The following is a 26,436-nucleotide window of genomic DNA, read 5'->3' on the forward strand; positions in this document are numbered from 1 at the left end:
CAGAAGAGGAAGACTGAAACGGGAAAAACTTCCAGAGACTGCAAAGAAGCTCGTTATCTGGTGCTTTAGTTGTAAAATCTCTGGAAGTTCACAAATCATCCGTAAATTCATGAGTCAGAAGAAAACAGTTCAGAAACGAACTGATTTAGACGCTGATATGGGATCTATGGACCTCTTACCCCTTTTCAATCGAAGAGCTGGAATAAATAACTATTCGCTGAAAGTGGCATAAACAAAGGGTTCTCAGGCTCTCCGGAGCCGATTTGATAACAAAATGATAACATTTGATGTTCTGCGATTATTCTGAAGCGATACGCGTGGTTAGCACGTAGGACAAAGATTAGCAAAAAGAAGCAGGGTCTATCTGAACGAAACCATGTTCGGATAGGCCCTGCTTTTTGCGAACATTCCTTGACATCATCAGCGCACGCAGAGGAAAAAGTATTATGAGAACGAAATTAAGATCAAGGAGCATCAGATAAAACATCTGACCCGCACCGAGCGGACGCACAGACTTTGCAGTCGCGGCGGGATGCTGGAGAAGTTCATTGAGAGACCGGACATTCTGTCTGATGAGCAGATTATGAAGCTACTCACATTTGTATTTCACAAGGATGATGTTCAGGCAATGCTCCGGGAGATGATCAAAGAAGCGGAAACGAAAGAGGGGATAGTCCCGAATTTATGAGGGCGCAATTATACACCGTTCCGGTGTTATTGCGTCCTTCGGAGATCTCCGCTCCGCTTCGGTCGGTGCAAAGCGGAAGTCCACTGGACATTCTGCACCCTCGCCGGATAGCTGATCGGCATTGCATCATGGATGCTCTGCCGATCCAGTGGGAACTGCGTTCCCCCTGCGCCGTCTCCGACGGCTACCCTCTTGTTGAACCGTGCTGGTAATCGATATTATCCAAATGGGGATGAAAGCTTATGAAAATGCTTTTTGATTACACAGATAATAATTATTCTGGTGCTCATAGGAGCTTTATGGTATGTTCAACTTGTGGGTATTATTATTTGAGAGAGGCATGATCACGAGCGAAGTAAATAACTCGCAGATCGGTGTAAGAAAATTGAAATTATTTGGAGGTTATATCGATGAGTGAATTAGAGTGGGGATTAACCTTTGGTATTACTTTTGGTGTTACGCTTGCGGTAGTCAGGTTTATCGTTTCAAGAAGAAAGAAATAGATAAATGGATAAATTCGAATTTGTGCAAAACATGCTTACACAATTAATAACAGAACTTGAGATGCCAAATTGGCATCTCAAGATGCATGAGGAACGTTATGGATAGTCAACTACCCACGACCTAAAGGTCATGGGCTTGTAACTGCCCAGTCGTACTAACGACTTGCGTCTCCGACCTTTAACCCCAATAGATATTGCTATCTAAAGTGGCGTTACATTATGGGGTGGTTGACAGCACCCCTTTCGACAAAGCTTGCTCTGCAGTAACTACGATTTCGTAGTTACTGTCTGTACCAGGTACTAAAGCTTCCCATGCAGTACAAACATGTTAAACCTTAGTATATTTTACATAATGCTAGGATTTCACATTAAAACCTCATATATACTTTTCAATGGACAAAGAGTGCCTCGTTCTGAGCCGGAACTAACGGTTTTCTCTTGTAAAGGTGGCTCAGTGTCAATTATACCACATCCAGGCTCCTCCCACTATCTGAAGGTAGTGGGAGGAGCCTATGGTAAACGAAAGGATTTAATTTATGAAATCAAAACAGTTGAATCGGCAGAAATACAGACTGATACAAGGCCGATAAGGGATCTCATCTATATTGTCCGTGGGCAACAGGTTCTGCTGGATAGTGATTTGGCTACTTTATATAAAGTGGATACGAAAGTTTTTAACCAAGCGGTCAAGAGAAATATAGAAAGATTTCCTGCGGAATTCCGGTTCCAATTAACGCAGGAAGAATATGATTCTTTGAGGTCACAAATTGTGACCTCAAAGAAGGGGAGAGGCGGAAGGCGATATATGCCATATGTCTTTACGGAGCAGGGAGTAGCGATGCTGTCTGCGGTTCTAAGGAGCGATACCGCCATTCAAGTCAGTATTCAGATCATCAATGCATTTGTCGAGATGCGCCGCTTTATTGCCAGTAATGCCGCTCTGTTCGAAAGAATCAGTGCTGTTGAGTTAAAACAACTTGAGTATCAGAAACAGACTGATGAGAAGTTCGATAAGGTCTTTGATTATATTGATGATCATGCTGAATCAGAGCAGAAAATATTCTTTGATGGGCAGATTTATGATGCATTTGAGCTTCTGATCTCACTGGTGCAGAAGGCAATTAAGAAAATTGTTTTGATAGATGGATATGTGGATATTGGGACGCTTAATATTCTGGCAAAGAAGAATCCCGGTGTTGATGCGATAATTTATACCTTCAATAATACGCGGCTAAGCAATAGAGATATCAACACGTTTAATTCGCAATATCCAAAGCTTACGGTAAAGCACATGACTGCTTTTCATGATCGCTTCCTGATTCTGGATGATACAGTCGGTTACCATGTCGGTGCCTCACTAAAAGATGCTGGGAAAAAGTGTTTCGGAATCTCACAGATTCAGGATGAGCAAACAATACAGGATATACTGAACCGGTTGTAAATCTGAATTTAGCTGTGGATATGGGAAAAACAAGGATTCGAAATCTGTGCTGTATCTCAAGCAAAAGTTCTGGCGCGTATATCAGGATGTCTTTATGAGAGGAATCAAAAGGAAATAGAGAAACAGGATGCTCTGTTTTGGCACGAAGCGGGAGGGATGACCGCATGGGAATCTTCAGTAGAAATCAGGGAGAGAAGCACAACAACATAACTTCCGTTGTGCTGATAGAGCAGACACAGAAGTACAAGAACAAAACATCCTGGGGATTGAGCTTCTCAAATTCAGCATTCGGGGATCCGATTGCCATGAGTCAGACTGTGCCGGATGGAACAGAACTTACATTCAGTATCACTTATAAAAACGGCAGGAAAAAGATCCTGAAGGTGATGTCAGGCACAGCAGTGGCTGACAGACTTCTGCAAATGTCACTGGATCCGGACAAAAGGAATGCATCAGCTGACCGCGTAGAAGGTAAATCTGGGCAAAATGCTGCAAGTGCTGAAGGAAAGCCGCTTATCAAACTTGGGAAAAACCAGCTGCCTCAGGGACGATATATCATTGGCAAAGACCTTCCGGAGGGACCTTTGATTTCACGTGGGTATGGGGCGAAGGATATATTTCTCTGTACAAGACCGATGAAAATACAACACTGGGGAATAATCTCTATCTTGAGAATGTCGGTATTGCACATGAATATCAATATCGCCAGTGCCTGCATCTGCAATGTACAGCAGGCAATATGCTGATCATCGGCGGAAATCTAATTGTAGAAATCTCGAGATCACCGAAGCTGGAGATCGATTTGTAAAGATTGGTAGTTCAGTTTTTTGAAATGTGAGGCAGATAACGTGAAGTACGGAAGGAGAAAACCCAGTCTAAAGAAATCATTGAGCGCCAGAACAAAGGGGAGAGCAACTCGTGCTGTGAAAAAGGCATTGATTCCGGGATATGGGAAGAAGGGAATGGGGGTTCTACATCCGAAGAAGGCAATCTATAACAAGGTCTATCGGAAGACCACCTTTGGATTAGGCGATTTGTTCAAACTTTTTAAATAACAAGAAATGCGGCGGGGTATGGCTGATCGATCTGGATCTGACCAGGTAGAAGAAAGGAAAGAGTAACTTGTCTGTAGAAGGCGGAGAATGGATCATGCGGGGCATTCCTGCGGAGGATCCGTCATGCATTCATAACATCGATGAACTGGAGCGGCGAGTGGAAGAGATAGGCTTTCTTCCGCTTTTTGCGGGTGATGTGTCCGGCTTTTCTGTGGAGGAGCAGGCCGGCTTCGGAAAGGGCGGAGAGAAGAATTCTGAGGGGACGCTGACGAGCCTGGAGATGGAGACGTATCTGGTCTGCAGGGATTTTCGGCAGAGGAAGAACAAGAGAGGACAATCCTACGGCTGGGCGATCGCGGTGCTGGCGACGCCGGAGCATATTTTCGGAAGGGAGCTGGTGACAGCGGCTTACAGTGAGGAGCCGAAGGATTCTCTGCAGAAGATTGTGGACAGGGTGAAGGAGTTCTATCCGGAGGCAGCGGAGAAGGCGATTCTGAAACTGGCTGGCAGTTCAGGAACTCGGACTGCTGTGAAAAAGGAGCAACAGTCATGAACATTCAGATTTTCGGCACGAAGAAGAGTGCGGATACAAGAAAAGCGGAGCGCTTTTTCAAGGAGCGGGGAATTAAGTTTCAGGCGATTGACCTTGCACAGAAGGGCTTCAGTAAAGGAGAACTGACCTCAATCCTGCAGGCAGTAGGCGGGATGGACGATCTCTTGGATGAGAAGACGAAGGACCGGGAGGCTTATCTCCTGATTAAGTACCTGGCAGACGAGGATAAGTTCGATAAGGTTCTAGAGCACCCGCTAGTGGTGAAGCAGCCGGTGGTCCGGAATGGCCGGCAGGCTACGGTTGGCTATCAGCCGGAAGTTTGGAAGAACTGGGAGTAAGCATATGGTCAGAGAGATTATGAAGGATGTCTTCTTCCTCGCACAGAAATCAGACCCGGCGACGAAAGCTGATCTGCAGGTCGCCCGTGATCTACTGGATACACTGAAGGCGCATACAGATGAGTGCGTCGGAATGGCGGCTAACATGATCGGCGTGAAGAAGCGGATCATTGTCGTCAATATGGGGTTTATGAACGTGGCAATGCTGAATCCGGTCATTTTGAAGAAGAGTGGACCATTCGAAACAGAAGAGAGCTGCCTTTCTCTGACAGGAACACGGAAGACAAAGAGGTTCCGCGAGATTGAACTGGAATACCAGGATCTGGACATGAAGAAGCATGTTCAGAAATTTACCGGCTGGACCGCGCAGATCATCCAGCATGAGTGCGATCATCTGGAGGGGATTATCATATGACCTCGACGAATCCGATTGACGAATATATTGAAAGACAGGATCCGGCGCGAAAAGACAATCTGTGTGCCGTGCGGGATACGATCCGGAAGGAGCTTCCCGGAGCAGAAGAGCGGATTTCTTGGTCAATGCCTACATGGTGGAAGGGGCATAACCTCATCCATTTCGCGGCGGCAAAGAAGCATATCGGCATCTATCCGGGACCTGGGGCAGTGGAGCATTTTGCGGACCAATTCACGAAACGCGGCCTGAAGTTCAGCAAAGGGGCAGTGCAGATCCCATATGGAGATAACCTTCCTCTTGATTTGGTCACGGAGATAACACGCTGGTGTGGCAAACATAACTCGGATTGATCGTGCGGAAAGGTCACTATGGCAAGTAGACAGAAAGAAAAAATGTCCTTAGAAAAGCGGATTTTGATGATAAAAGGAGGAACGTGAGATGCTGACAGTTGGAACAGAAGCACCGGATTTCACCCTGCCGGACCAGAACGGAGAGATGCACAGCCTCTCGGATTACCGGGGACAGAAGGTGATTCTGTATTTTTACCCGAAGGACATGACGGCGGGCTGCACGAAGCAGGCCTGCGGGTTCGGTGAGCTGTATCCGCAGTTCCGGGAGAAGGGCGCGGTCGTGCTCGGTGTCAGCAAGGACAGTGTGGCTTCTCATAAGAAATTTGAGGAGAAATATGGGCTTCCCTTTACACTGCTCTCGGACCCTGAAAAGAAAGTGATCCAGACATACGATGTCTGGAAGGAGAAGAAAAACTACGGAAAAGTCTCGATGGGCGTTGTCCGGACGACCTATCTGATCGATGAGAATGGCATCATCGTGAAGGCTTTCGATAAGGTAAAGGCCGCCGACAATCCCGCACAGATGCTGGGTGAGCTGTCATGAGGATCATTATCTCCCCGGCAAAGCAGATGCGGGTGGACACGGATTCCTTCGCCTGTACAGAGCTCCCGGTATTTCTGGATAAGACGGAAATGCTCAAAGACTGGATCAGCGCTCTTCCCTATGAGCAGCAGAAGGCGCTCTGGGCCTGTAATGACAAAATTGCCCGGCAGAACGCAGATCGGTTTGCACAGATGGATCTGCACAAGAATCTTACGCCGGCGCTCCTTGCCTATGACGGTATCCAGTACACCTACATGGCTCCGGCCGTGTTCGAGGATGGCCAGTACGAGTATGTGCAGGAGCATCTGCGCATCCTGTCCGGTTTTTACGGTGTCTTAAAGCCGATGGATGGAGTGGTGCCGTACCGCTTGGAAATGCAGGCAAAGGTGTCATTCGACGATTATAAGAATCTGTACGACTTCTGGGGCGGCAGCCTTTATCAGAAAGCGCGGGACGATAGCGGTATCATCATCAATCTGGCATCGAAGGAGTATTCCAGATGTTTGGGAAAATATCTGCAGCCGGACGATCGCTTCATCACCTGCATCTTCGGTGAGCCGGAGGACAATAAGATCGTTCAGAAGGGCGTCTATGCCAAAATGGCAAGGGGAGAGATGGTGCGCTTTATGGCCGGCATTCACGCTGAAGAGCCGGATCAGATCAAAGCGTTCAACTGGAGCGGCTATCATTTTGATGCCGATCGCTCGTCCGATATGGAATTTGTTTTCATCCGCACGGGAATTCCCGGAAAGAAAGCCGGGTGTAGCTGACAATCAGAATTTATGAAGAAGATCAACAGAAAAAGAACGATTTGCCTGATCGCGCTATTGGTCGCTCTTCTCTTGATAAGTGTGTTCTTCCTGCCGCATCATAAGCGGACAGCTGCAAAGAGACTACCCATTCCAGGAAACATTCTTGACATCAATACCATCATGAACGTTGTGAATGATGTGGCCGACAGCCTCGGGATCGTGATTGATTCCCTGGTTCTTGATGCCGGTTATGTTTCCAATGATCTTGTCGATGCTTTCCATATTGGAACAGAAAAGACACTGATTGGCAGGATGCCGGCCAGAAAGGGTTATCCGTTCAAAGAGCTGTACTGGGAAATAAAACCATTGATCGGAAGAGAAAAGTACAAATTTCAAACATCGATACGACTCCAGAGCAGCTGCTTACCGACTATTTTGGGCGGCGTGATATTGAAACAGTGTTCAAGACCAGCAAGGAATATCTTGATCTTCTTCCTATATCCAAATGGACCGATGAAACCGTTCGAGGAAAGATTTTGCATGATATTATGGACACCGTAGTTCTCCTTCTACTAAGGAAGAAGATGAATAGCAGCGGTATATCTACATCCGAACTGTATGGAAAAACACAGTCTTTGATGTGCTTCCGAAATCATTCCGGGATGGTTACAGTAGAGACGCCATCGCGCCAGGTTAAGGACTATTACAAAATAATCGGCACAGAGGTACCGGCGCATGTAAAGGTAGATGATTTCAGGAAAGACGTTTTAGGCCTTGCCATGTAGTTCTACTTTTATGCTTATCTAAGGATAGGTAATTAGAAAAGGAAAATAGTAAAGAGTATATAAGGCTTTTAGAACGGATTGGAGGAGGTGAGCAGCATGGAATATGTTTTACAGACGGACAACCTGACAAAGTGCTATAAGAACATTCCGGCACTGGACGGACTGACGATGCACATTCCAAAGGGCGCAATCTATGGATTTGTGGGAAGAAATGGCGCTGGTAAAACAACTCTGATCCGACTGATCTGCGGGCTACAGGAGCCGTCATCCGGCAGCTTTTCCCTGTTTGGTATTCGCAATGACAGTAAGTACATTGTGAACTCCCGGCGCAAAATCGGTGCGATTGTGGAGACGCCAGCCATTTACATGGATATGACCGCCGAAGAAAATCTGAGACAGCAGTACAGGATATTAGGGATTTCCTCTTATGTGAGCATCCCGGAAATTCTGAAGCTGGTAGGTCTGGAGAATACTGGAAAGAAAAAGGTCAGGCAGTTTTCTCTTGGCATGAAACAACGTCTGGGCATTGCCATTGCCTTGTCCGGCGATCCGAGGCTTCTCATTCTGGATGAACCTACGAATGGTCTTGATCCGCAGGGGATTGTTGAAATGCGGGAGATGATCCTAAAACTGAACAGGAAAAGAGAGATTACGGTATTGATTTCAAGCCACATTCTCGACGAGCTTTCCAGACTGGCAACCCATTACGGCATCATAGACCATGGACAGATGGTAAAAGAGCTCAGTGCACAGGAGTTAAATGCTGCCTGCCGGAAATGTGTGCGGGTGGAGGTCAGTGATACATCAGTGCTTGCGCGTGTCCTGGACGCCATGGGCGTGGAATACCAGATTATTTCAGACACAACTGCGGATGTGTTCGCAAGTGTGAATGTAACACAGCTAACGCTGGCACTTGCAAAAGAGAAGTGTGAAGTGCTGTCCATGCAGGAACGGGATGAAAGTCTGGAGAACTATTTTCTCTCTTTGACAGGAGGTGGGGATCAGTGATCAGAATGTTGCGAGCCGATTTGAAGCGTCTTTGGAAAAGTGCGGCGCTTCGTCTTTCTCTCATCGGGATGCTGGCGCTGGCGTCTGCCTTTATGGCAATACAGGCAACCTCCATGGACTATACCGTCCCACTTAGCAGGGTGATATTCCTGCCGATGAGCATGTATGGCGTATTCATGGGTGCTTTGGTCAGTGTATTTGTGGGGACGGATTTCAGCGATGGCTTCATACGCAATAAGCTGCTGGCAGCAGATCATCGAAGCAGCCTGGTTCTTGCTCAAATCTTGGTAAGCTGCATTGCCTGTGCCATCGTGTATGCGATTGTTACCTTGTTTACCGCCGGAGTCGGACAGTTTTTCTTTGAGAATAACGTCGATAGCCTCACATTTATCCGATTTTTCTTTCTGGGGTTGGGGATGAGCCTTACAACCGGCTGCCTGTATGCTGTTATCACCCTGCTGTGCGGCAATAAAACACAGGCGGTGATCCTGTGCATGGGCCTTGCTTTTGTAATGCTTTTTCTCGCCATGCATACCAATTCCATATTGGTGCAACCCGAATTTAAGGATGGCGTTCTGAATCCCAAGTACGTTGGGGGAATCCGCAGATTTTTAAGCGGCATCCTCCACGATCTCAATCCCTGCGGGCAGGCGGCGCAGCTTTCTACCTGGGAGGTCTGGAATCCTGTCCGCATAGTAGTTCTGGATCTTACCATGATCGCCGGAATGTCCGCTCTGGGATGCGGGCTGTTCCGCCGGAAAAACATCAACTGACAGCAGAAGGGCAGAGGTGAAGGAGGAACTAATAGACTAACTTCTCGTCGAGGTTAGGTTCACCATGCCTAGGAGATAAGGTGTTCTGATTGAACAGGCTGGAAAAGGATTGACAACCTGCTTAAAAGTGCTATTCTGCTAGTGGGAAATCCCACAACGCTAGGAGGTGATTTTATGGAGGCAGTCAAAGATTACGATGTGCATATTGACAGCAAAAAACGCGTAACTCTCCGCGGCGCAAAATATCAGTATTACAACGTCAGAGAATATGAAAATGGCTGCATTATGTTGGAACCTCGAGAACTGATCACTCCAGAGGAAATATCATCCAAGACACTCGCCAGCATGGATCAGGCGATTCGCAACTTTAAGCTCGGTCAGGTATCGAATCCGGTAGATCTTTCTGATTTTTGAGGCATAGAGATAAAGTATAATATTCGAATGGGCATACCGGAAATGGAAGCTTTATGGTCAAGGCTGCAGAGCGAATATCGCAGCGGGACTATCAGCAAGAAAGAAGCCTCTCTCTATAAAAAGTGGGGTAAGACTTTAAAGCTTCTATCCGAGAATCCAAGACATCCGGGCTTACAGACGCATGATATTCAGGAATTGACGGATCGCTATGGGGAACGCGTCTGGCAGTCTTATCTGGAAAATAAGACAAGCGGTGCCATGCGGATGTATTGGGTATATGGACCGGATCAGCAATCTATCACCATTATTGGACTGGAGCCTCATCCGGAAGATAAGAAGAACGGTGCTTATGCCAGAATCGCTCTATCAGAGTTGCCTCCGTTTGCGTGACTGATCAGGGCTACTTGCAATAAGCAAGGAATACGGTGGCAACACTTTGGCAACAATAAATCAGATAGTCCATAGAAATAGTCTAATACGAATACCAGAGATACGACAGCTTACGAAACTTAGCATAAAAGTTTAATATTATGCTTGACAGGATCGAGCTCGAATAGAAATACGTATAATATGTGGAATATATGGAAAAGGTAGTGGTTTTGTGCAGCCACTGCCTTTTTTGAATCATACATTCAGTAAGAGGTTTCAGGATTTACAATTTCGCAAAAGTTAAGCATCATCAGCGTATAAAATTTATCGTGCCATTTATCATGCCAAATACGTTGATTTATCATGCCATTTATGGCATGATACTCCGTTAAGTGCTGGCAACAGATTGGCAACATTTCTTTGATATTTACTGCGTAATCTCTCATTTATACGATTTAAAAAACCTTACTGATCTTCAGAACAAAACTGGAGAATCGGTAAGGTTTTTCTTTTGCCCTATTGTGGTTTTTGAAATCTGCTGACGGGTTCTTATAATATAATAATCATGTGATGCTGGTTCACAATCTGCCGCTTTATTCTGTCGTTTTTGCCTCCTAAAAAATGCTGTTTGTGGAGATCACAATTTGCCGCGCCACATATCAGCTTTGAGAAAAATGAAAACCATCGTAGAAAAGATTGTCTCCTATCTGCCGGATGGATGGGTTCGTGATGCTTTGCTGCTTGCACTGGAAGGGCGTGATCTGATTGAGGAGAAAAATCGCCAGAGAGGTCGAACACGAAACATTGGTTATGAGCTTCGTTGAGTTGATTATATTTTGTGTGGGATGGGCTGCATTTGCTCGAAGGTATAAACTTCTTTATAACCGATCGTTTTCAAGATATTTAGTGTTTCTGCAATATACGCTCCCAAATGTTCTTTTCGGTGACTGTCGCTCCCGACCGTTATAATCTTTCCACCAAGATCACGGTACAAACGAAGAATGTCAATGGACGGTGTCAAGTCACTCAATCCATACCGGTGACTTGATGTATTGACTTCAATTCCTTTGCCGTCTGTAATGACGGTGAGCAGGATTTTCTCAATGATGGAACGGATTTTCTCGAACGGGAAAGAGCCCGCCTTGTCATATCTGGAAATCAGATCCAGGTGGCCGAGGATACTGTAGTTGTGGTATTGCTGCACCAATGCAAGGATTTCTTCATAATACCGCAGGTTGTATTCCGTCTGAGCATGTCCGGACTGGAAATCCTGTGTCCAGAATTCTTTGTTCTCTATCTGGTGCACGGATAGAATAACAAAATCAAAAGGCCAGGCGGAGAACAGCTTTTTATACTGAGGAATCGTATACACCTGCATACCGAATTCCAGCCCCATTTTGATGGTGATCTGATCTTTATACTTGTCTTTTAGTGCAGCAATCTCAGAAGCATAACGGGGGTAATCCACATTTGCCAGAGCCATGTGTTCCGGTTCTCCGGATCTGCCTTGGCGGTATAGTATGCCGCTCGGGTCATCCCAATCGCGCTTAACGCCGTAATCCACATGATCCGTAAAGCAGATCTCTTCCAGTCCGAGAGAAACAGCATCCCTTACGACTTCTTCCATAGGGTACTCGGAATCGTCGCTGTAGCTGGTGTGAACATGATAATCCGCAAACATAGTATTTACCTCCTGCAAAGCTGCTCGTGCGTGACAATCATCAGTGCCAGCAGCGCGAGCAGATAAAATGGCATGAGTCCGATGGACAGAGCATTTGCCAGCACGCCGAAAAGCGGCGGCATCAGGCAGGTTCCGAGATAGGCACTGGCCATCTGCAAACCTATAATAGCCTGGGACTTGTCCGCACCGAAATGATCCGGTGTCGAATGAATCAGGCTTGGATAGACAGGTGCGCAGCCAACACCGATGGCGACGATACCGATCATTGCCAAGGTCTTGCTGATGGGTAAGAGCATGATTATGATGCCCGCAAGCATAATGCCTTGTCCGATGCGGACCATCTGCGAGTCGTTGAATTTGAAGGTGGCAAAGCCGCTGATAGCACGTCCGGTGGTGATGCCAATGAAAAACAGTCCTGCCAGCGTCGCGGCTTGCTCCGCGCTGACATTCCATCTCAGCATCAAGAAGGTACTGGCCCACAACCCAGTGGTCTGCTCCAACGCACAGTAGCAGAAGAAGCATACCATGACGAACTTTGCGCCGGGGATGCCGATGATCTGGCGCAGGGACAGAGGGGCTGCTGTATTCTCTTTTTTCTCTTCGCCCCGGCCCTTCCAAAGCGGAAGACTGAACACCAGTATTGCGGTAAGGATGATTTGCAGGATGCTGATGATCCGATAACCGCCGTTCCATCCCCTGCCGCCCGTGATGGCCGCACCCATGATAACCGGGCCGACGGATGCACCAACACCCCAGAAGCAGTGAAGCCAGCTCATATGGCGGCTTGTATAGTGCAGCGCCACATAGTTGTTTAGTGCCGCGTCCACGCTGCCTGCGCCGAGGCCATAAGGGATTGCCCATAAGAGCATCATCCAGTAGGTGCCGGAAATAGAGAAGCCAAACAGAGCGGCCGCCGTCATGCCTACGCTGATGGCCGTTACCCGGCCAGTGCCGAGCTTTCGTGTCAGACGGTCGCTGAGCAGGCTGGAGATGATGGTGCCAGCTGCGATCATCATGGACACCGCGCCGGCGTAGGATATCGGTACGCTAAATTCCATGTGCATGACCGGCCAGGCTGATCCAAGCAGGGAATCCGGCAAGCCAAGGCTGATGAACGCAAGATAGATGATGACGAGAAGGATGTGGATCATGCGAGTTGCCCCTTTGCGTTGATGTTGCAGAAGCTTTTCAAATTGCGGGTATTGAAGAACGTCGTGGAGAAGGTGACGAAGATCCTTCCGGAGGGATGGATCAAGCGTGCAATGTTAGAAGCACTTGCGGGGCGGGATGTCATGGATCAGGAGCGGAATAAGACGATGAGCGTGGCAAATTCATGTTGTTGCATCTCCGTGGTTTTGAATGTATCCAGCTTCCCAGAATAGATCGTCAAGCGTTTTATCCAGCGCTTTGCAGATGGCGATGCAGAGGCGGATGGTGGGATTATAGTCCCCTTTTTCAATCGCGTTGATTGTTTGCCGTGACACGCCGACCAAATCGGCAAGCTGCTGTTGGGAGAGGTCTTTGGCGGCTCTTGCGGACTTCATCTTCAGATTTTTCATTAGTCCTCATTCCTCTTTTCCTGCAGCTTCTGGATTATTACGGCAACCACGATGACCATAAACATAACGCCCATTATGAGTGTGGTGTTGGTAGCGGTTAGCTTCCCTTCCGGCAGCCCATCCTCGGCGATACGAAGTATGCCAGTGATGAGATTGCAGAGACCGATGATAAAGAACAGGAGAGTTCCTTTCTTCCAATTTCCGGAAACGCCAAAGTAAACGCCCTTCATGACCATATAGACAACGTACACTGTAACCATCAGAAAGCTGACAGTCATTATTGCAAGTCTTCCGTCCATAGGGAATGCATCCCAGTCCAGAAGGAACGAAGTTATGATCCCGGCAAGAACACCGGTGACAGTCGCATAATGATACGCACGTCCCCTGACTGCTGTCTGCATTTCATCATACACAACCTGCTTAGGCTTTTTCTTCTCGTTGAGTATAAGCACGATAAGCACAAAAACTGCAAATGGTAATACAAAACCGATACCTATTTTGTAATACATGATTCGTCCTCCTTACTTTGTGTCAAGTTTATTTGACATCAAGAGCATAGCATGATGAATAGCAAAATGTCAACTATATATTACATATTTTTAGGAATAATATAACAATCGCAAATTGCAATAACAAGTTGGACACCCTCTGCTAGGCAGTAGCCTGGTAGATTCGGTCGATTTCCTCCTCGAAGATTTCATCCGGGGTTCTATAACCCAGGACCTTCCTCGGGAGACAGTTACACCAGGTCTCCACATCGGAGATCTGCTGACCGGTAAAGTCATCAATCCGCTTCCCCTTTGGTATGAACCTTCTGATCAGACCGTTATGCCGCTCTACGGTTCCCTTATTGCAGGACGTGTAGGGATGAGCATAGTAGACAAGCGTATCAGCCATCTTCTCAAGTTCTGAAAGGTCGGCGAATTCCGAACCGTTATCGGTCGTGATGGTTTTGAACACTTCGCTGAAGTGTTCGCTGTAAATCTCCTGAAGTTGTTTGATTGCCTCCATGACACACACTGATGTCTTGTCAGCAATAGGAAGCATCAGGAACTCACGGCTTTTGCGTTCAGCAAGAGTGAGCAGGACCTGGTCATCCCGGGTCTTAGCGCCCAATACGAGGTCGCATTCCCAGTGTCCGAATTCCTCACGGGATTCGATCTCTCTGGGACGTTCCTCAATGCTGCGGCCAAGCTTTTTCTTGTTGATCCGAGATCTATGTTTCTTGGACTTACGCTTCAGCTTTTCAGGAAGGTTATAGTTTCTGATGTCAAAGAAGCCAAGATCAACATAGCGGTAAAGCGTTTTTGTGCAGACGATCTGTTCTCTGGTAAATTGACCATCGAGAATAGCGCGTCCAGCACAGGCGTCCAATGACCAGCCGTCTTCTGTAAAGTGTTTCAATACATACTCCAGAAACGCTGATTTGCTCAGGAAGTCATAATGCCGGCAGCTGTGCTTTCGGTTGTCCTCATAGGCTTTCTGACCGGCAGACGCCTTATAACGGGTCACGCTGCCGTTATACAAGGCAACGGAACCACGTGCTATTTCATTCGAGACAGTGCTCGGTGAGCAGCCGATCTCACGGGCAATTGCCCGAATGGAGCAGTTGTCTTTAAAACGAATCTGAATAAGAACTCGTTCCTCATATGAAAGATGTTTACCTTTCTTATGGGAAGTTGTGGTAGAATGAAAGTAGTCCATGGTGACGATTCTCCTGTAGAAAGTTTGTTGTGGTGACTTACATTCTACCAAAGATCCCGCCATGGATCTTTATTTTATTCAGATGTCCAACTTCATTTTACAATTGGCGAAAGAAAAGGAATAACTGTTTTCCGTTGTTGTCGAGTGCCTCTTTTGCTATGATAAAAATAATTGAAAATCAATTATTTGATCGCTCATAATTATCGAAAGAGGCAATCCATGGATGGAACAGACAAAACAAAAGGATCTGTAAATCAAGAGCGCACACAGCTCACCCTCTCCATCTCCAAAGAGAATAAGACAAAGCTCCAGAGAATCGCAAAACAGAAGGGGATGACTATGGCTGGCGTGCTGGCAAGCTGGATTGCCGATTACGAAGAGAAAGACTGATAGAGGGGGGAGACGGTTATGACAGATGCAGAACAGCGTGAAGCTGCGCGGCAGTTTATCAATAAATGGTTATCCGGCGGAGATGAAAAGCAGGACTGCCATCCTTACTGGATTCAGCTACTCCAGAACGTTTTTGGAGTAAACAATGTGACAGAGTATATCCAGTTTGAGAAGCCAGTGAAGCTTCCGGAGGGCGATGGCAAAGTCCACACCCGTTATATTGACGGCTATATTCCAGAAGTCAAAGCCCTGATTGAACAGAAGGGATCTGTGCATAAACTGGATGAGAAGGAGCCGCAGTCCGGCGGAGAAATGCTGACACCGTATGAGCAGGCAAAGCGGTACAATGACAATCTTCCATACAAGGAAAAGGCCCGCTGGATTGTGACCAGCAACTTTCAGAATATTTGGATTTATGACATGGATGCGGCAGTCCCGGAGCCGACAAAGATAGAGCTTCCGGATCTGCAGACCAAGTACTCTCTGCTCGATTTTCTGGTCAAGAAGGATGTTAAAGAGATCTCGCATGAAATGGAGATTTCTATCAAAGCCGGAACAATCGTAGGCAAACTCTATGATGCACTGATCAAACAGTACAAAGATCCACAGAATGAGTATTCACTGAAAAGTCTGAATGCTCTCTGTGTCCGTCTGGTTTTCTGTCTGTATGCAGAGGATTCCGGAATCTTCGGCGAGAAGGGAATGTTCCATGATTATCTCCAGACCTTCAGAACCGAGCGGATGAGAAATGCACTGATTGATCTTTTCCGCGTACTGGATCAGAAGCCGGAGGAGAGAGATCCCTATCTGGAGCCGGAACTTGCTGCGTTTCCTTACGTCAACGGCGGACTTTTCAGAGATGAGAATATTGAGATTCCCATGTTTACGGATGAGATCCGTGAACTCCTTCTCAGAGAAGCAAGTGAGAACTTCGACTGGTCAGACATCAGCCCGACCATCTTCGGCGCGGTTTTTGAATCCACCTTGAATCCGGAGACAAGACGTTCCGGTGGGATGCACTTTACCTCGATTGAGAACATTCACAAGGTCATTGATCCATTGTTCCTTGATGATCTGAAAGCAGAGCTTCAGGAAATCAAGTCGATATCTGTACTGCGTACACGCACGTCGAGACTAGAGACATATCAGGAAAAATTGGCGTCGTTGGAGTTCCTGGATCCCGCCGCGGGTTCTGGAAACTTCCTTACTGAGACGTATCTTTCGATTCGTCGTCTGGAGAATGAAGCGATTGAGGCAATGGAACATGGGCAAATGATGATCGGTGAGGTTAAGAATCCAATCAAGGTTTCCATAAGTCAGTTTCATGGTATTGAGATCAATGATTTCGCAGTTACCGTCGCAAAGACAGCGCTCTGGATTGCTGAGAGCCAGATGATGAAGGAGACGGAGAACATTCTCTACGGTGTCCATCTGGAGTTCCTGCCATTAAAAACGAATGCGAACATCATTGAGGAAAATGCGTTGCGGATTGACTGGAATGACGTGATTCCGGCACAGAAGCTGAATTACATCATGGGAAATCCGCCGTTTGTAGGGAAAAAAGAGCAAACGGCAAAACAAAAACAAGAGGTGTTTGATGCTTTCGATAATAGGAAAGGTGTTGGAATACTGGACTATGTATGCTGTTGGTACATTAAAGCAATTAAATTTATTGGTCAATCGAAGGTAAAATGTGCTTTTGTATCTACAAACAGTATTACGCAGGGAGAGCAGGTGCCTGTACTATGGCCAATATTACGGGAGGAAGGATTAAGAATTATTTTTGCTTACCGAACTTTTCGATGGGATAGCGAAGCAGATATTAAGGCGCATGTGCATTGCGTTATCATTGGATTCACAAATGCTATAAACGCAAATAATAGCGTAAGGAAAATTTTTGATGGTGATGAAGTTAGAGCAGTAAAGGAAATTAATCCATATTTGATCAATGGTCCGTTTATCATCGTTGCAGCGAGGACAAAACCTCTCTGTGATGTCCCACGTATGGTATATGGGAGTATGCCGATAGATGATGGTGCATTTACGCTAGAGGAGGAAGATGTTGAAAAAATCTTATCAGAAAATCCTAAATGCAAGTGTTATATCAGAGATTATGCGGGTGGTGCAGAACTTCTGAAAAATAAAAAACATTGGTGCTTATGGCTAGTTGACGCTGATCCTAATGAAATCAAAAAGTCTCCAAGTATTGTCGAGAGAATAGAAAGAGTAAAGGTGTTTCGTGAAAAAAGTGGTCGTCCGCAGACAAAGCAAGCAGCTCAATTTCCGATGCTGTTTGGTGAAATAAGACAGCCGAATAGCGATATGCTCGTATTTCCTAAAGTTTCCTCGGAAAAGCGCAGATATATACCAATATCATTTGTAAAGCCGTCTACTATTATTAGTGGAAGTGCTTTGATGATTGCAGATGCAGATGACTACATGTTTGGAGTATTAAGTTCCAATGTCCATAATGCTTGGATGAGAGTGGTCGCAGGACGAATGAAGTCAGACTATCAATATTCAGCAAGTAATGTGTACAATACATTTCCTTGGCCGAATCCTACAGAATCGCAAAAAAAGGCTATTGAATTAACGGCACAAGGCATCTTGGATGCGAGAGCCAAATATCCGAATAGTAGTTTAGCAGCTTTATATGATCCATTAACAATGCCACCAGAACTGCGGAAAGCACACACTTTGAATGATATAGCCGTGATGCACGCATATGGATTTTCCACGAATATGACAGAATCTGACTGTGTGGCAGAACTGATGAAGATGTATCAGAGTCTTGTTGCAGATACTAAAAGCGTTTGGAATCGACACGAACTATGTAGTGTCTGCTCAATAGCGTAGAATGCAATATTTACTGACAATAACGGCGGATTGCGGTATAATAAGTGCAAAGATTTTTGCAATTTCTCCTAATTTCTTTGCACTTATTGATATATCCGAGGCAGTCCGCCATGTACAAAAAACCGTCCGAGCACCAGATTTCGATTTTTGATTTCAACCAGAGCTGTGGAACACCGCTGGATGAAAACAATGAATGGGTCCGGCTTGCAAATGCCATCGACTGGACAAGCCTGGAAAAAGTGTACGCTTCTCTCTTTCCCTCACACGAAGGACGGCAGGCCTTTCCTCTGCGTGTTGCTCTCGGTGCTCTGATCATTCAGAAACGTGAGGGGCTTTCTGACCGCAGGCTGGTTAAGGAAGTCGCCCAAAACCCGTATTACCAGTACTTCATTGGTATGGACCGGTTTTCGGACACCTGCCCGTTCAAGCCGACAGTTCTCGTGTATTTTCGCCGCAGGCTGGATTCCCGTTTTCTGATGATGGCGAATGAAGAATACCTTGCTGCAGGCGCTGCCACGCCGGAACATGCCGGCGATAAACCGGAAAAATCCGCCGACGGGGAGAACGTGGGGACTTTCATTCTGGATGCCACCTGTTCTCCGTCCAACATCAAGTATCCTCAGGACTTTGTGCTTCTCAATGATGCCAGGGAGAAGCTCGAAGAGATGATTGACTATTTCCATCACCAGTATCATCCATGGACGAAGCCCAGAACATACCGGAGGCGCGCAAGAAAAGAATATCTTGCCATGGCGAAAGCCAAAAAACGCCCGACGAAGAAGCTCCGGAGCCTGATCCGTAAGCAGCTTGGCTGCCTGAATCGCGATCTGCGGTATCTGGAGGCATACATGACAGAAGGCTATGCCCTGCCACAGAAGTATATTGACTGCTATCTGACCGTCCAGAAGCTGTACGAACAGCAGAAGTACATGTTTGATAACAACACTCACAGAGTGGATGACCGGATTGTGAGCATCAGCCAGCCGTATATCCGTCCCATCGTGCGCGGCAAAGCCAAGTCTCCCGTGGAGTTTGGCGCCAAGTATGATGTCAGCATTGACGAAAAGGGCCACGCCCGCCTGGAGAAGCTCCAGTTTGATCCTTACAATGAGAGCTCTGTCCTGCAGGATGCGGTAGAACGTTATAAGGAACGCACCGGGCATTATCCGGTACGGGTTCTTGTTGACCAGATCTACAGGACAAGGGCGAACCGTGCTTACTGTAAAGAGCACGGCATCCGCATCTCCGGCCCGAGACTGGGGCGTCCCGCAGCCGATCATAAGGCTAACCGGGAGGAGTATAAAGACAACACTGACCGGATCGAGGTAGAGCGCTTCTTCAGCAGGGAGAAGCGTTGTAACGGCGCTGGTCTCATTATGACCAGACTGGCTGAAACAACACTGGCATCTATCGCATTATCAGTCTATGTCACCAACCTCTTCGCAATTCCTACAGGGAATCTTTTTGTGCTTTATTTTGCGGACTGCGGATACGGGCCGGAAACAGCGCAGTTCATCGAAATGGACGATGCAACGTGAGCAATTCGCCAGAATTCCGGGCTGCACTGTACGGTTGGCAGCCGTCCAGATACCTTTGCAGTTTGCTAAAATTGGACCCAATGTTGAGCAGACACTATGTAAAAAGGAAAGCCCGGGAGATCAGCGACCAGATGAACCCGAAGGTGCGGAAGGTCAGGATATAGGAGGGAAAGCAAGATGGCACGCGGAAGACGTAAGGTCAACACAGACACACTAGATGCAAAGATCGAACAGCAGAAGGCTGCTCTGGAGAAAGCAAAAGCGAAATACGAAGCAGAGAAAGAAACGCTGGCAGAGCTGATCAAACTCCGCAATGAGATGCGGAAGGAAGAACTTATGGAAGCTGTTATAAAAAGTGATCGCTCTTACGCGGAGATCATGGCGTTTATTAAAGGCGCTCCGGAGACAGAATAAAGAAAACAGCCAGTAATAGGTAAGTGAGACCGCTACTGGCTGTTGATTGGTTGAGTGTCAAAAAGGCTGGAAGTTAAGTGTATTGATTTGTAAAGCGAGATAAAGTTTCTCAACTCAACAAAATTGAATGGTTCACTCTGTCAGTCGATTCTCCTCGCCCCAAACACAGAGCTGATCCAGCACAGTCATCAGCGATTTTCCTCGTTCCGAAAGCGTATATTCCACCTTCGGCGGGATCTGCGGATACTCGGTGCGGACGATCAGTTTGTCAGCTTCCAGTTCTTTGAGATTCGTGCTGAGGGTCTTGTCGGAAATGGTTTTCAGATACCGTTTCAGCTCATTGAACCGCACGGTTTCAAACTCCATCAGACAATAGAGAATGACCATCTTGTGCTTGCCGGAGATCAGCGACAGCGTGTAGGCAAAGCCGGTGTCCTCGAAATTGGCGTTCTCAATATAATTTTTTATCATTTCACTTTCCTCTAAGATAGTACCTATCATAATTATCAGTACTTGAATTTATAATTTGCGTGGATATAATTATAAGCAGGATGAACAGTCCTGTCAATCTGATCACAAGGAGAAGTTAGCATGAGAACAAAACTGAAAATCACCGAGGGCATTTTCCCAATGCCGGTTCTGATGGTTGCGACTTATAACGAGGACGGCAGCGTGAACGTCATGAATGCCGCGTGGGGAACGATGCAGGAGAGGGACACCGTCGCCTTGAACCTCACCGAGACTCATAAAACCGTGCAGAACATCAAAGCGCGGGGCGCGTTTACCGTCAGCATTGCCGATGCCGCCCACATGGTGGAAGCGGACTATTTCGGCGTGGAGTCCGGCAATAAAGTAGGCGACAAATTTGCCCGCAGCGGTCTGACCGCAAGCAAAGCCGAAGCCGTCGATGCGCCGGTCATCAACGAGTTCCCGATTTGTCTGGAGTGCAAGTTCATCGAGTATCAGAACAATGAATACGGATGCGGCGTCATCGGTAAGGTAGTCAATGTCACTGCCGATGAAAGCGTTATGGTGGACGGAAAAATTGATATGTCTAAGGTCAATGCCATCGCATTTGACCCCTATACCCACGGTTATTACAAGGTCACCGAGCGTGTGGGCGAGGCGTTCCGCGACGGCTTGAAGCTGAAAAAGTAAGGTGTGCAAAGAAGGAGCTTTCGCATAAGCGAAGGCTCCTTCTTAAAATATGCGGATTTCACAAATGCCGATGTACTGATCGCTAACTCCCGTGCCAGTTCATATAGGCTGCGGATGGATTCCATGACCGTATGCCACGAAAGATCTGTTGATTTGAATGCATAGAATGATTATAATGAATAGAAAGAAGACAAGAATGAATAGAGGGCTGTGATGAATATGAAATTTGAAGAAAGTTCTTCTGTTGAATTGAAATCTGAATATGTAGAAGATGTGAAGAAGGAAGTAGTTGCTTTTGCCAATTCACAAGGAGGAACCATATATATTGGCGTGACAGATTACGGAGAAGTATGTGGCGTTGATAATTATGATGAGATATCAAACCGTATTTCTTCGATGGTAAGAGACGCAATAAAACCGGATCTGACAAGATTTGTCCAATATGAAAGGCTGCTGATCGATGGCAAAACCGTTGTTAAGGTGCAGGTGCAGGAGGGGAGTAACAAGCCGTATTATATTGCAAAACATGGGTTAAAACCTTCCGGGGTATATGTTCGTCAGGGGAATGAATCGGCGCAGGCCTCGGAGGATGCTATCCGACAAATGATTAAAATATCGGATGGCGATAGCTTTGAAGAACGCCGTTCTATTTTACAGAAATTAACATTTGATGAACTGCGGAAGGAGTTTAAAAACAGAGGAATAACGCTGGATACGCTTAAGGAAAAGACACTTGGGATTGTTGATCATAATGGGCTGTATACAAATCTTGGATTGCTGTTATCGGATGAGTGCCCATATACAATAAAGTGCGCAGTATTTGGAGGGACTGATAAAGTAAAGTTTATCGATAGAAAAGAGTTCGGCGGATCTATATTTAGGCAGATGGCAGATTGTTATGAATATTTAGACTTGAACAATCCTACCAGTGCGTCCTTTGAGGGCCTATACAGAAATGATCACAGAGATTTTCCGGAAAATGCAGTAAGAGAAGCTTTGTTAAACAGCCTGGTGCATCGTGATTACTCATACAGTGCCAGCACATTGATTAGTATTTACTCGGATCGCATGGAATTTGTTTCTGTGGGAGGTCTGCTGCCGGGAATTCAGATCCAGGACGTATTGCTGGGGCTGTCTATCTGCAGAAATAAAAGGCTTGCAGATATTTTTTATCGAATGAAGTTAATTGAAGCTTACGGAACCGGCATTCAGAAAATATTCAGTGCATATGCAGGCCAGGCGAGGCAGCCTGATATAGAAACCGGACCTAATTCTTTTAAATTGGTTTTGCCTAGATGCGGAGAAGAAATAGATGAAAATGAACCTCTGCTCCCCGCGGAACAGCAGATCATGGAGCTGCTTACAAACAAAAACTTCATAACGCGTTCAGAAGTAAATGAAGTTCTTGGAGTGAGCCAGGCTACTGCCAGCAGGTTATTGAAGCAAATGATTGCTAAAGGTCGAATTGAAAAATATGGGAGAGGAAAAAATACAAAATACGGGAAGTGCGGGAAGAAAAAGTCTGAAAATGGAAGACTTTATCCGCAAGGCAATTAACGCGTAACAGGGTTAAGAAGGTACTTCTTGCGTAATTTAAGATACGATACGAGAAAGAGGAGAGGGCAAAGCGCGAGTTTAGTGCGAGCTATGTAAATTTGCTAAGTGAGGACAAGCGAAAGCGCTGTCCTCACTTAGCAAATTTGCTTTTACTTCAGGTCCGCGGCGGCAAAGCCCGGGACGCTTCCTTTTCGGAAATAACCCGACGCCGAGCCGGATCCTGTCGTGCCGTCCATGTAGCGGACAGTTACCGCATAGATCCCGCTCCCGTCCCCGGTCTCAGCCATCCATTCCGGATAATAGCCGCCGGGGAAATTATCCGCGACGAATACCGCGGAATCACAGATGACCCGGATCTGTGCCGGATCCTTATAGGTCACTTCCCGCGGCTCCTCATCCGAGTTTCCATCACGATCGATGATGTCGACCGAAACGGATTGGATTCCGGAGAGGTCTGCGGGAATGTCCATCCACAGGCCATTTTCCCGGAGATAGGCGAGGGTGTTCGTGAAGCTCTCAAATACCGGGAACTGGTGGTAAACGGTATACCAGGAATCGGGATTTGCCCGCTTCATGTCATACTCCGCGGTTACACAGCCGGTCAGCGGGGCGGAGCCGCCGTCGGAAAAGCGGAAGGAGGCGAGATCCCTGCGGTAGGCGTCCAGAAAGGCGGCGTAACCGCCGGTGCCGTTCTTCGAACCCCAGGCGTTTGAGGCGGTCAACTCGATCTCCGAGGCATGGCCGTTGAAGAAGGTGTCATTCAGGAAATAGCGGGCATCCTTGTAATCGGTGGAGGAAAATGCCACGTCGAGGAGGGCGGCGTCCTGCACGGCGTCGACATGGAATTCCCGCCATGCCTTCCTCCCGTTTTTATAGCGGAAGAGCACCTCGACATTGATCCTGCGGGAAAATACGCCGGTGTCCTCATCCCGGTCCGCATTTGCCACGGTTTCTTCGATCCCACGGCGGGTGAGGTCCAGGACAGCTGGGACATCGCCGAGCACCATGTTCTTCTCCAGATATTGCTGCATGTCGTAGGATACATCGCCGGTCTCCGGGACATAGAAGGAGTTGTTATAATGATTCTGCTCGAAGAGGAGGGCACAGCTCTCCACCCTGGACGCGTCGGGGACATAGCGGTTCACTCCACAGAGATCCAGGCGGAATCCCACAAAAATGGCCAGCGCGGCCGCGCTGTAGACGGCGATCTGTACCGGGTGGCGGAACAGGTCGCGGAAGCTCATCGCGTAGATGATTTCCATGATGCAGCAGCAGAGCGCGGTGAAGAAGAGGATCAGGATCACCGGCGCGGCGAATTCCGAGCTGCTGAACAGGTTCTCGCCGAACAGCCCGGCGAGAAGGCTCACGTAGAGGACAATCCCGGTCTTGACCAGGAGCCTCACCGGGGCGAAGACCACCGTGGTGCCGGCGGATTCACTCTTCCTGAGCCGGAAGCTGATCCAGGAGAGGAGGAGGGCGGCCGCCGCGATCAGAAGGTTCGGAAGAAACTTATCCTCTGTATACCAGGAGAACGGCATTGTGAATGTCTTTCCCGTGAACCACTGGGTGCTCCAGGTGGTCAGGAAGGTCTGGCTGTAGCTGGAAAAAAGAATCCGGTAAGCGGCTTCAGCACTCAGGAGGATAAAGGTTCCCAGCACCGCGAAGATGACGGTTCCGGTCAGCAGCGCGGCGAGGACGCTTATGCCGTAAACCCCGGCGAACAGGCTGAGGGCGAGGCCGAAGCGGCGGAAGGCACCGGCCGGAAGATGCGCGCTCATGGCACCGTTCCCCGCGGCGATCAGGAGGCCGGGAACGAGCGTCGCCAGGTAGCAGCCCGCGTAGATCAGGAAGCTGTTCAGGACTGTCCCGAAGAATCGCTGCCTGCGGGAAACCGGCTGGCTCTCATAGAAATCGAGCTGCCTGCGGCTGTCCAGCCAGGCAAAGCCCTGGATCGCGAGGACAATGGCGATGCCGGTAGTGATCAGCAGGTAGAATGCCCCCTCATCGGAAAAGATGTCCAGCGCGTACCGCTGCGGCAGGCTCAGACCCTGGCTGTCCGCCGCGATCCCGAATGCGTTGAAATGGCTGTTGGGATTCAGGATGAGGCCAGGGGCAAGGATATGGTAGATGAAGAAGATGAGCCCGGTCATGGCCGCCGGCCAGAGCCTCCTGCGGAACAGCAGCTTCTGGAATTTCCCGCTGTCAATCAAGGATGAGTTTTTTGATGTCATAGCCGACTGCCTCCGTTTCACTGATAAAGACTTCCTCGAGTGTGAGGGGAAGAACCTCGAAAAACTGCATATCCACGCCGCCGAACCGACGGAGGATCTCCTGCCGCTCCGCGCGCACGGTGATGACCGCCAGGCGGCCGGTTCTCGCAAGGCTGAGCACCTCAAGCCCTTCGAGGGCGGCCTGCAGGTCAGCCTCATTTTTCGGGACGCACTGGATCTTCTGGATCCCGATCTTCATGGTCTCCAGATCCTCGGAGAGGAGGACGCCGCCCTTGTGGAGAAGGCCGATGTGGTCGCAGATATCCTCCAGCTCGCGGAGATTGTGCGACGCGATGACTGGGGTGAGGCCGCGGTCCAGCATTTCCCGCGCGAAGAGGGCCTTGATGCCCTGCCGCATTACCGGATCCAGGCCGTCGAAGGTTTCGTCACAGAGCAGATAGGTTGTCCGCGCGGAGAGCCCGAGGAGAATCGCAAGCTGCTTTTTCATGCCCTTGGAGTACGTATTGATCCGGCGCTTCGGATCCAGGCCGAAATCGCCGAGCAGCTTGCCAAAGCGGGCGGTATCGAAGGACGGATAGACGGAAGCGTAGAAGCCCGCCATGTCGGCCGCCCTGCTGTTCGGGAAGAAGTAGGGGTCGTCGGCGATGAAAAACAGGTCTTTCTTCGTTTCCGGCCGGTCAAAGACCGTGCGCCCGTCGATCGTGACGCTGCCCTGATCTTCCCGCATGACGCCGGAGACAATCCGGAGCAGCGTGCTTTTCCCCGCGCCGTTTGTCCCGATCAGGCCGAAGACCTGCCCGTTCCGGATATTCAGGGAGATACCTCCAAGCGCCTTAAAGCTGCCAAAGGATTTCTCCAGATCTTTTACTTCAATCATCCTGCTTCCCTCCCTGCCTTCCGGCTCCTGTCTCCCCGCCTTCCGGCGCTGTGTTCCTGCCGCCCGCCGGGATTCCCCGGAACAGTTCCTCCGGGGAAATGCCGACCTCCCCGGCCTCCGCGATGAGGTCAAGGAGCGCCTGCCGAAGTTCCCGGAGCCGCTCTTCGCGGAGAAAGGAATCTCCCCGGACGAAATTGCCCTTTCCCTTGACGGTGTAGATAAATCCCTGCCGTTCCAGCTCGCTGTACGCCCGCTGAACCGTGTTGGGGTTGGCGGAGAGCTGCATGGACAGCTGCCGCACCGATGGCATCTTCTCGTCGGGGAGAAGCGCACCCTTGAGGATCAGCGTTTTGTATTTTTCCGCGATCTGCTCATAAATCGGCCGGCTGTCCTGATAATCAATCTGAATCATAGACGCCTCCAGTTCCTTTGCGTATTAACTGTACTAATAGTACTAATACACTTAGCGAATGTCAAGAGGAA

Annotated in this window: 33 protein-coding genes; 23 read left to right on the forward strand and 10 right to left on the reverse strand. The window is 48.2% G+C overall.

From position 1 onward, the window contains the following. The 16 genes from ISF27_RS13140 to ISF27_RS00080 all read left to right on the forward strand — a co-directional run. Window positions 1-232, forward strand: a 232-nt coding sequence (locus ISF27_RS13140) for a hypothetical protein (RefSeq protein WP_207727354.1), incomplete at its 5' end; no start/stop codon positions are given. Between the two features lie 255 nt (window positions 233-487). After that, window positions 488-688 (forward strand): DUF3847 domain-containing protein, encoded by a 201-nt coding sequence (locus ISF27_RS00005; protein WP_235986015.1) that lies wholly within the window; start codon window positions 488-490, stop codon window positions 686-688. A 906-nt stretch (window positions 689-1,594) separates the two neighbouring features. Next, on the forward strand, window positions 1,595-2,632 hold the full coding sequence (locus tag ISF27_RS00010; RefSeq protein WP_407926030.1) for an ORF6N domain-containing protein: 1,038 nt from the start codon (window positions 1,595-1,597) through the stop codon (window positions 2,630-2,632). A gap of 164 nt (window positions 2,633-2,796) precedes the next feature. Further along, on the forward strand, window positions 2,797-3,378 hold the full coding sequence (locus ISF27_RS00015) for a hypothetical protein (RefSeq protein ID WP_194607961.1): 582 nt from the start codon (window positions 2,797-2,799) through the stop codon (window positions 3,376-3,378). A gap of 403 nt (window positions 3,379-3,781) precedes the next feature. Continuing rightward, complete coding sequence (locus ISF27_RS00025) at window positions 3,782-4,240, forward strand: AlkZ-related protein (RefSeq protein ID WP_328701447.1); 459 nt, start codon at window positions 3,782-3,784, stop codon at window positions 4,238-4,240. Continuing rightward, the gene (locus ISF27_RS00030; RefSeq protein ID WP_194607968.1) at window positions 4,237-4,578 is read left to right on the forward strand and encodes an arsenate reductase family protein; all 342 of its coding nucleotides are present in this window, start codon (window positions 4,237-4,239) and stop codon (window positions 4,576-4,578) included. Before ISF27_RS00025 ends, ISF27_RS00030 begins: the two co-directional genes overlap by 4 nt. 4 nt (window positions 4,579-4,582) lie before the next feature. Beyond that, the gene (locus tag ISF27_RS00035) at window positions 4,583-4,993 is read left to right on the forward strand and encodes a peptide deformylase (RefSeq protein WP_194607970.1); all 411 of its coding nucleotides are present in this window, start codon (window positions 4,583-4,585) and stop codon (window positions 4,991-4,993) included. Continuing rightward, window positions 4,990-5,343 carry an iron chaperone gene (locus tag ISF27_RS00040; protein WP_194607972.1) on the forward strand — a complete coding sequence of 118 codons (354 nt, stop codon included), beginning with the start codon at window positions 4,990-4,992 and terminating at the stop codon, window positions 5,341-5,343. The genes ISF27_RS00035 and ISF27_RS00040 overlap by 4 nt, the downstream gene beginning before the upstream one ends. 88 nt (window positions 5,344-5,431) lie before the next feature. Beyond that, on the forward strand, window positions 5,432-5,887 hold the full coding sequence (gene bcp / locus ISF27_RS00045) for a thioredoxin-dependent thiol peroxidase (protein ID WP_194607974.1): 456 nt from the start codon (window positions 5,432-5,434) through the stop codon (window positions 5,885-5,887). Further along, window positions 5,884-6,657: a peroxide stress protein YaaA gene (gene yaaA / locus ISF27_RS00050; protein ID WP_194607976.1), complete on the forward strand. Its 774-nt coding sequence runs from the start codon at window positions 5,884-5,886 to the stop codon at window positions 6,655-6,657. The genes bcp and yaaA overlap by 4 nt, the downstream gene beginning before the upstream one ends. Before the next feature lie 12 nt (window positions 6,658-6,669). Beyond that, window positions 6,670-7,200, forward strand: coding sequence for a hypothetical protein (locus ISF27_RS00055; RefSeq protein WP_194607978.1), 531 nt, complete (start codon window positions 6,670-6,672; stop codon window positions 7,198-7,200). Further along, on the forward strand, window positions 7,188-7,424 hold the full coding sequence (locus ISF27_RS00060; protein WP_194607980.1) for a hypothetical protein: 237 nt from the start codon (window positions 7,188-7,190) through the stop codon (window positions 7,422-7,424). Before ISF27_RS00055 ends, ISF27_RS00060 begins: the two co-directional genes overlap by 13 nt. A gap of 96 nt (window positions 7,425-7,520) precedes the next feature. Next, window positions 7,521-8,432, forward strand: coding sequence for an ABC transporter ATP-binding protein (locus ISF27_RS00065; protein WP_194607982.1), 912 nt, complete (start codon window positions 7,521-7,523; stop codon window positions 8,430-8,432). Further along, complete coding sequence (locus ISF27_RS00070) at window positions 8,429-9,205, forward strand: hypothetical protein (protein WP_194607984.1); 777 nt, start codon at window positions 8,429-8,431, stop codon at window positions 9,203-9,205. The genes ISF27_RS00065 and ISF27_RS00070 overlap by 4 nt, the downstream gene beginning before the upstream one ends. 174 nt (window positions 9,206-9,379) lie before the next feature. Beyond that, window positions 9,380-9,619, forward strand: a complete 240-nt coding sequence (locus ISF27_RS00075) for a hypothetical protein (protein WP_194607986.1) — start codon at window positions 9,380-9,382, stop codon at window positions 9,617-9,619. 27 nt (window positions 9,620-9,646) lie between these two features. After that, the gene (locus tag ISF27_RS00080) at window positions 9,647-10,009 is read left to right on the forward strand and encodes a hypothetical protein (protein WP_207727356.1); all 363 of its coding nucleotides are present in this window, start codon (window positions 9,647-9,649) and stop codon (window positions 10,007-10,009) included. A gap of 242 nt (window positions 10,010-10,251) precedes the next feature. On the opposite strand, the gene ISF27_RS00085 is transcribed toward ISF27_RS00080, so the two are convergent. Beyond that, entirely contained in the window at window positions 10,252-10,434 is a 183-nt protein-coding gene (locus tag ISF27_RS00085; protein WP_194607988.1) for a hypothetical protein, read from the reverse strand. A 219-nt stretch (window positions 10,435-10,653) separates the two neighbouring features. Here ISF27_RS00085 and ISF27_RS00090 point away from each other — a divergent pair, with 219 nt between their 5' ends. Then, window positions 10,654-10,812 (forward strand): hypothetical protein, encoded by a 159-nt coding sequence (locus ISF27_RS00090; RefSeq protein WP_194607990.1) that lies wholly within the window; start codon window positions 10,654-10,656, stop codon window positions 10,810-10,812. Window positions 10,813-10,817: 5 nt separating this feature from the next. On the opposite strand, the gene ISF27_RS00095 is transcribed toward ISF27_RS00090, so the two are convergent. From ISF27_RS00095 to ISF27_RS00115, 5 genes are all read right to left on the reverse strand, one after another. Then, entirely contained in the window at window positions 10,818-11,669 is an 852-nt protein-coding gene (locus ISF27_RS00095; RefSeq protein ID WP_194607992.1) for a histidinol-phosphatase HisJ family protein, read from the reverse strand. A gap of 5 nt (window positions 11,670-11,674) precedes the next feature. After that, complete coding sequence (locus ISF27_RS00100) at window positions 11,675-12,820, reverse strand: MFS transporter (protein WP_194607994.1); 1,146 nt, start codon at window positions 12,818-12,820, stop codon at window positions 11,675-11,677. 180 nt (window positions 12,821-13,000) lie between these two features. Next, window positions 13,001-13,228 carry a helix-turn-helix transcriptional regulator gene (locus ISF27_RS00105; protein WP_194607996.1) on the reverse strand — a complete coding sequence of 76 codons (228 nt, stop codon included), beginning with the start codon at window positions 13,226-13,228 and terminating at the stop codon, window positions 13,001-13,003. Next, window positions 13,228-13,737, reverse strand: coding sequence for a hypothetical protein (locus ISF27_RS00110; protein ID WP_194607998.1), 510 nt, complete (start codon window positions 13,735-13,737; stop codon window positions 13,228-13,230). The genes ISF27_RS00105 and ISF27_RS00110 overlap by 1 nt, the downstream gene beginning before the upstream one ends. A 142-nt stretch (window positions 13,738-13,879) precedes the next feature. Continuing rightward, window positions 13,880-14,932 carry an IS30 family transposase gene (locus ISF27_RS00115; protein WP_194609570.1) on the reverse strand — a complete coding sequence of 351 codons (1,053 nt, stop codon included), beginning with the start codon at window positions 14,930-14,932 and terminating at the stop codon, window positions 13,880-13,882. A 219-nt stretch (window positions 14,933-15,151) separates the two neighbouring features. Between ISF27_RS00115 and ISF27_RS00120 the strand changes: the two genes are divergently transcribed. The 4 genes from ISF27_RS00120 (at window position 15,152) to ISF27_RS00135 (ending at window position 20,130) form a co-directional block, all read left to right on the forward strand. Beyond that, complete coding sequence (locus ISF27_RS00120; protein WP_194608000.1) at window positions 15,152-15,322, forward strand: hypothetical protein; 171 nt, start codon at window positions 15,152-15,154, stop codon at window positions 15,320-15,322. A gap of 18 nt (window positions 15,323-15,340) precedes the next feature. Further along, window positions 15,341-18,178, forward strand: a complete 2,838-nt coding sequence (locus ISF27_RS00125) for a class I SAM-dependent DNA methyltransferase (RefSeq protein ID WP_194608002.1) — start codon at window positions 15,341-15,343, stop codon at window positions 18,176-18,178. Between the two features lie 110 nt (window positions 18,179-18,288). Continuing rightward, entirely contained in the window at window positions 18,289-19,716 is a 1,428-nt protein-coding gene (locus tag ISF27_RS00130; protein WP_194608004.1) for an IS5 family transposase, read from the forward strand. Window positions 19,717-19,893: 177 nt separating this feature from the next. Further along, window positions 19,894-20,130 carry a hypothetical protein gene (locus ISF27_RS00135; protein ID WP_013978455.1) on the forward strand — a complete coding sequence of 79 codons (237 nt, stop codon included), beginning with the start codon at window positions 19,894-19,896 and terminating at the stop codon, window positions 20,128-20,130. Window positions 20,131-20,262: 132 nt separating this feature from the next. Here ISF27_RS00135 and ISF27_RS00140 read toward each other — a convergent pair whose 3' ends face one another. Continuing rightward, window positions 20,263-20,601 carry a winged helix-turn-helix transcriptional regulator gene (locus ISF27_RS00140; RefSeq protein WP_117517817.1) on the reverse strand — a complete coding sequence of 113 codons (339 nt, stop codon included), beginning with the start codon at window positions 20,599-20,601 and terminating at the stop codon, window positions 20,263-20,265. Between the two features lie 120 nt (window positions 20,602-20,721). Between ISF27_RS00140 and ISF27_RS00145 the strand changes: the two genes are divergently transcribed. Both ISF27_RS00145 and ISF27_RS00150 read left to right on the forward strand, forming a co-directional pair. After that, window positions 20,722-21,288, forward strand: coding sequence for a flavin reductase family protein (locus ISF27_RS00145; protein ID WP_015541466.1), 567 nt, complete (start codon window positions 20,722-20,724; stop codon window positions 21,286-21,288). A 213-nt stretch (window positions 21,289-21,501) separates the two neighbouring features. Beyond that, complete coding sequence (locus tag ISF27_RS00150) at window positions 21,502-22,845, forward strand: RNA-binding domain-containing protein (protein ID WP_328701452.1); 1,344 nt, start codon at window positions 21,502-21,504, stop codon at window positions 22,843-22,845. A 149-nt stretch (window positions 22,846-22,994) separates the two neighbouring features. Here the strand turns inward: ISF27_RS00150 and ISF27_RS00155 are convergent, their stop codons facing one another. The 3 genes from ISF27_RS00155 to ISF27_RS00165 are packed head-to-tail and all read right to left on the reverse strand — an operon-like array spanning window position 22,995 to window position 26,365. Next, complete coding sequence (locus ISF27_RS00155) at window positions 22,995-25,076, reverse strand: hypothetical protein (protein ID WP_194608005.1); 2,082 nt, start codon at window positions 25,074-25,076, stop codon at window positions 22,995-22,997. Beyond that, window positions 25,048-25,953, reverse strand: a complete 906-nt coding sequence (locus tag ISF27_RS00160; RefSeq protein WP_194608007.1) for an ABC transporter ATP-binding protein — start codon at window positions 25,951-25,953, stop codon at window positions 25,048-25,050. The genes ISF27_RS00155 and ISF27_RS00160 overlap by 29 nt, the downstream gene beginning before the upstream one ends. Next, window positions 25,946-26,365: a GntR family transcriptional regulator gene (locus ISF27_RS00165; protein WP_194608009.1), complete on the reverse strand. Its 420-nt coding sequence runs from the start codon at window positions 26,363-26,365 to the stop codon at window positions 25,946-25,948. The genes ISF27_RS00160 and ISF27_RS00165 overlap by 8 nt, the downstream gene beginning before the upstream one ends. Window positions 26,366-26,436 lie beyond the last annotated feature (71 nt).

This window comes from Clostridium vitabionis, assembly GCF_015351765.1.
Taxonomy (GTDB): Bacteria; Bacillota; Clostridia; order Lachnospirales; family Lachnospiraceae; genus Clostridium_R; species Clostridium_R vitabionis.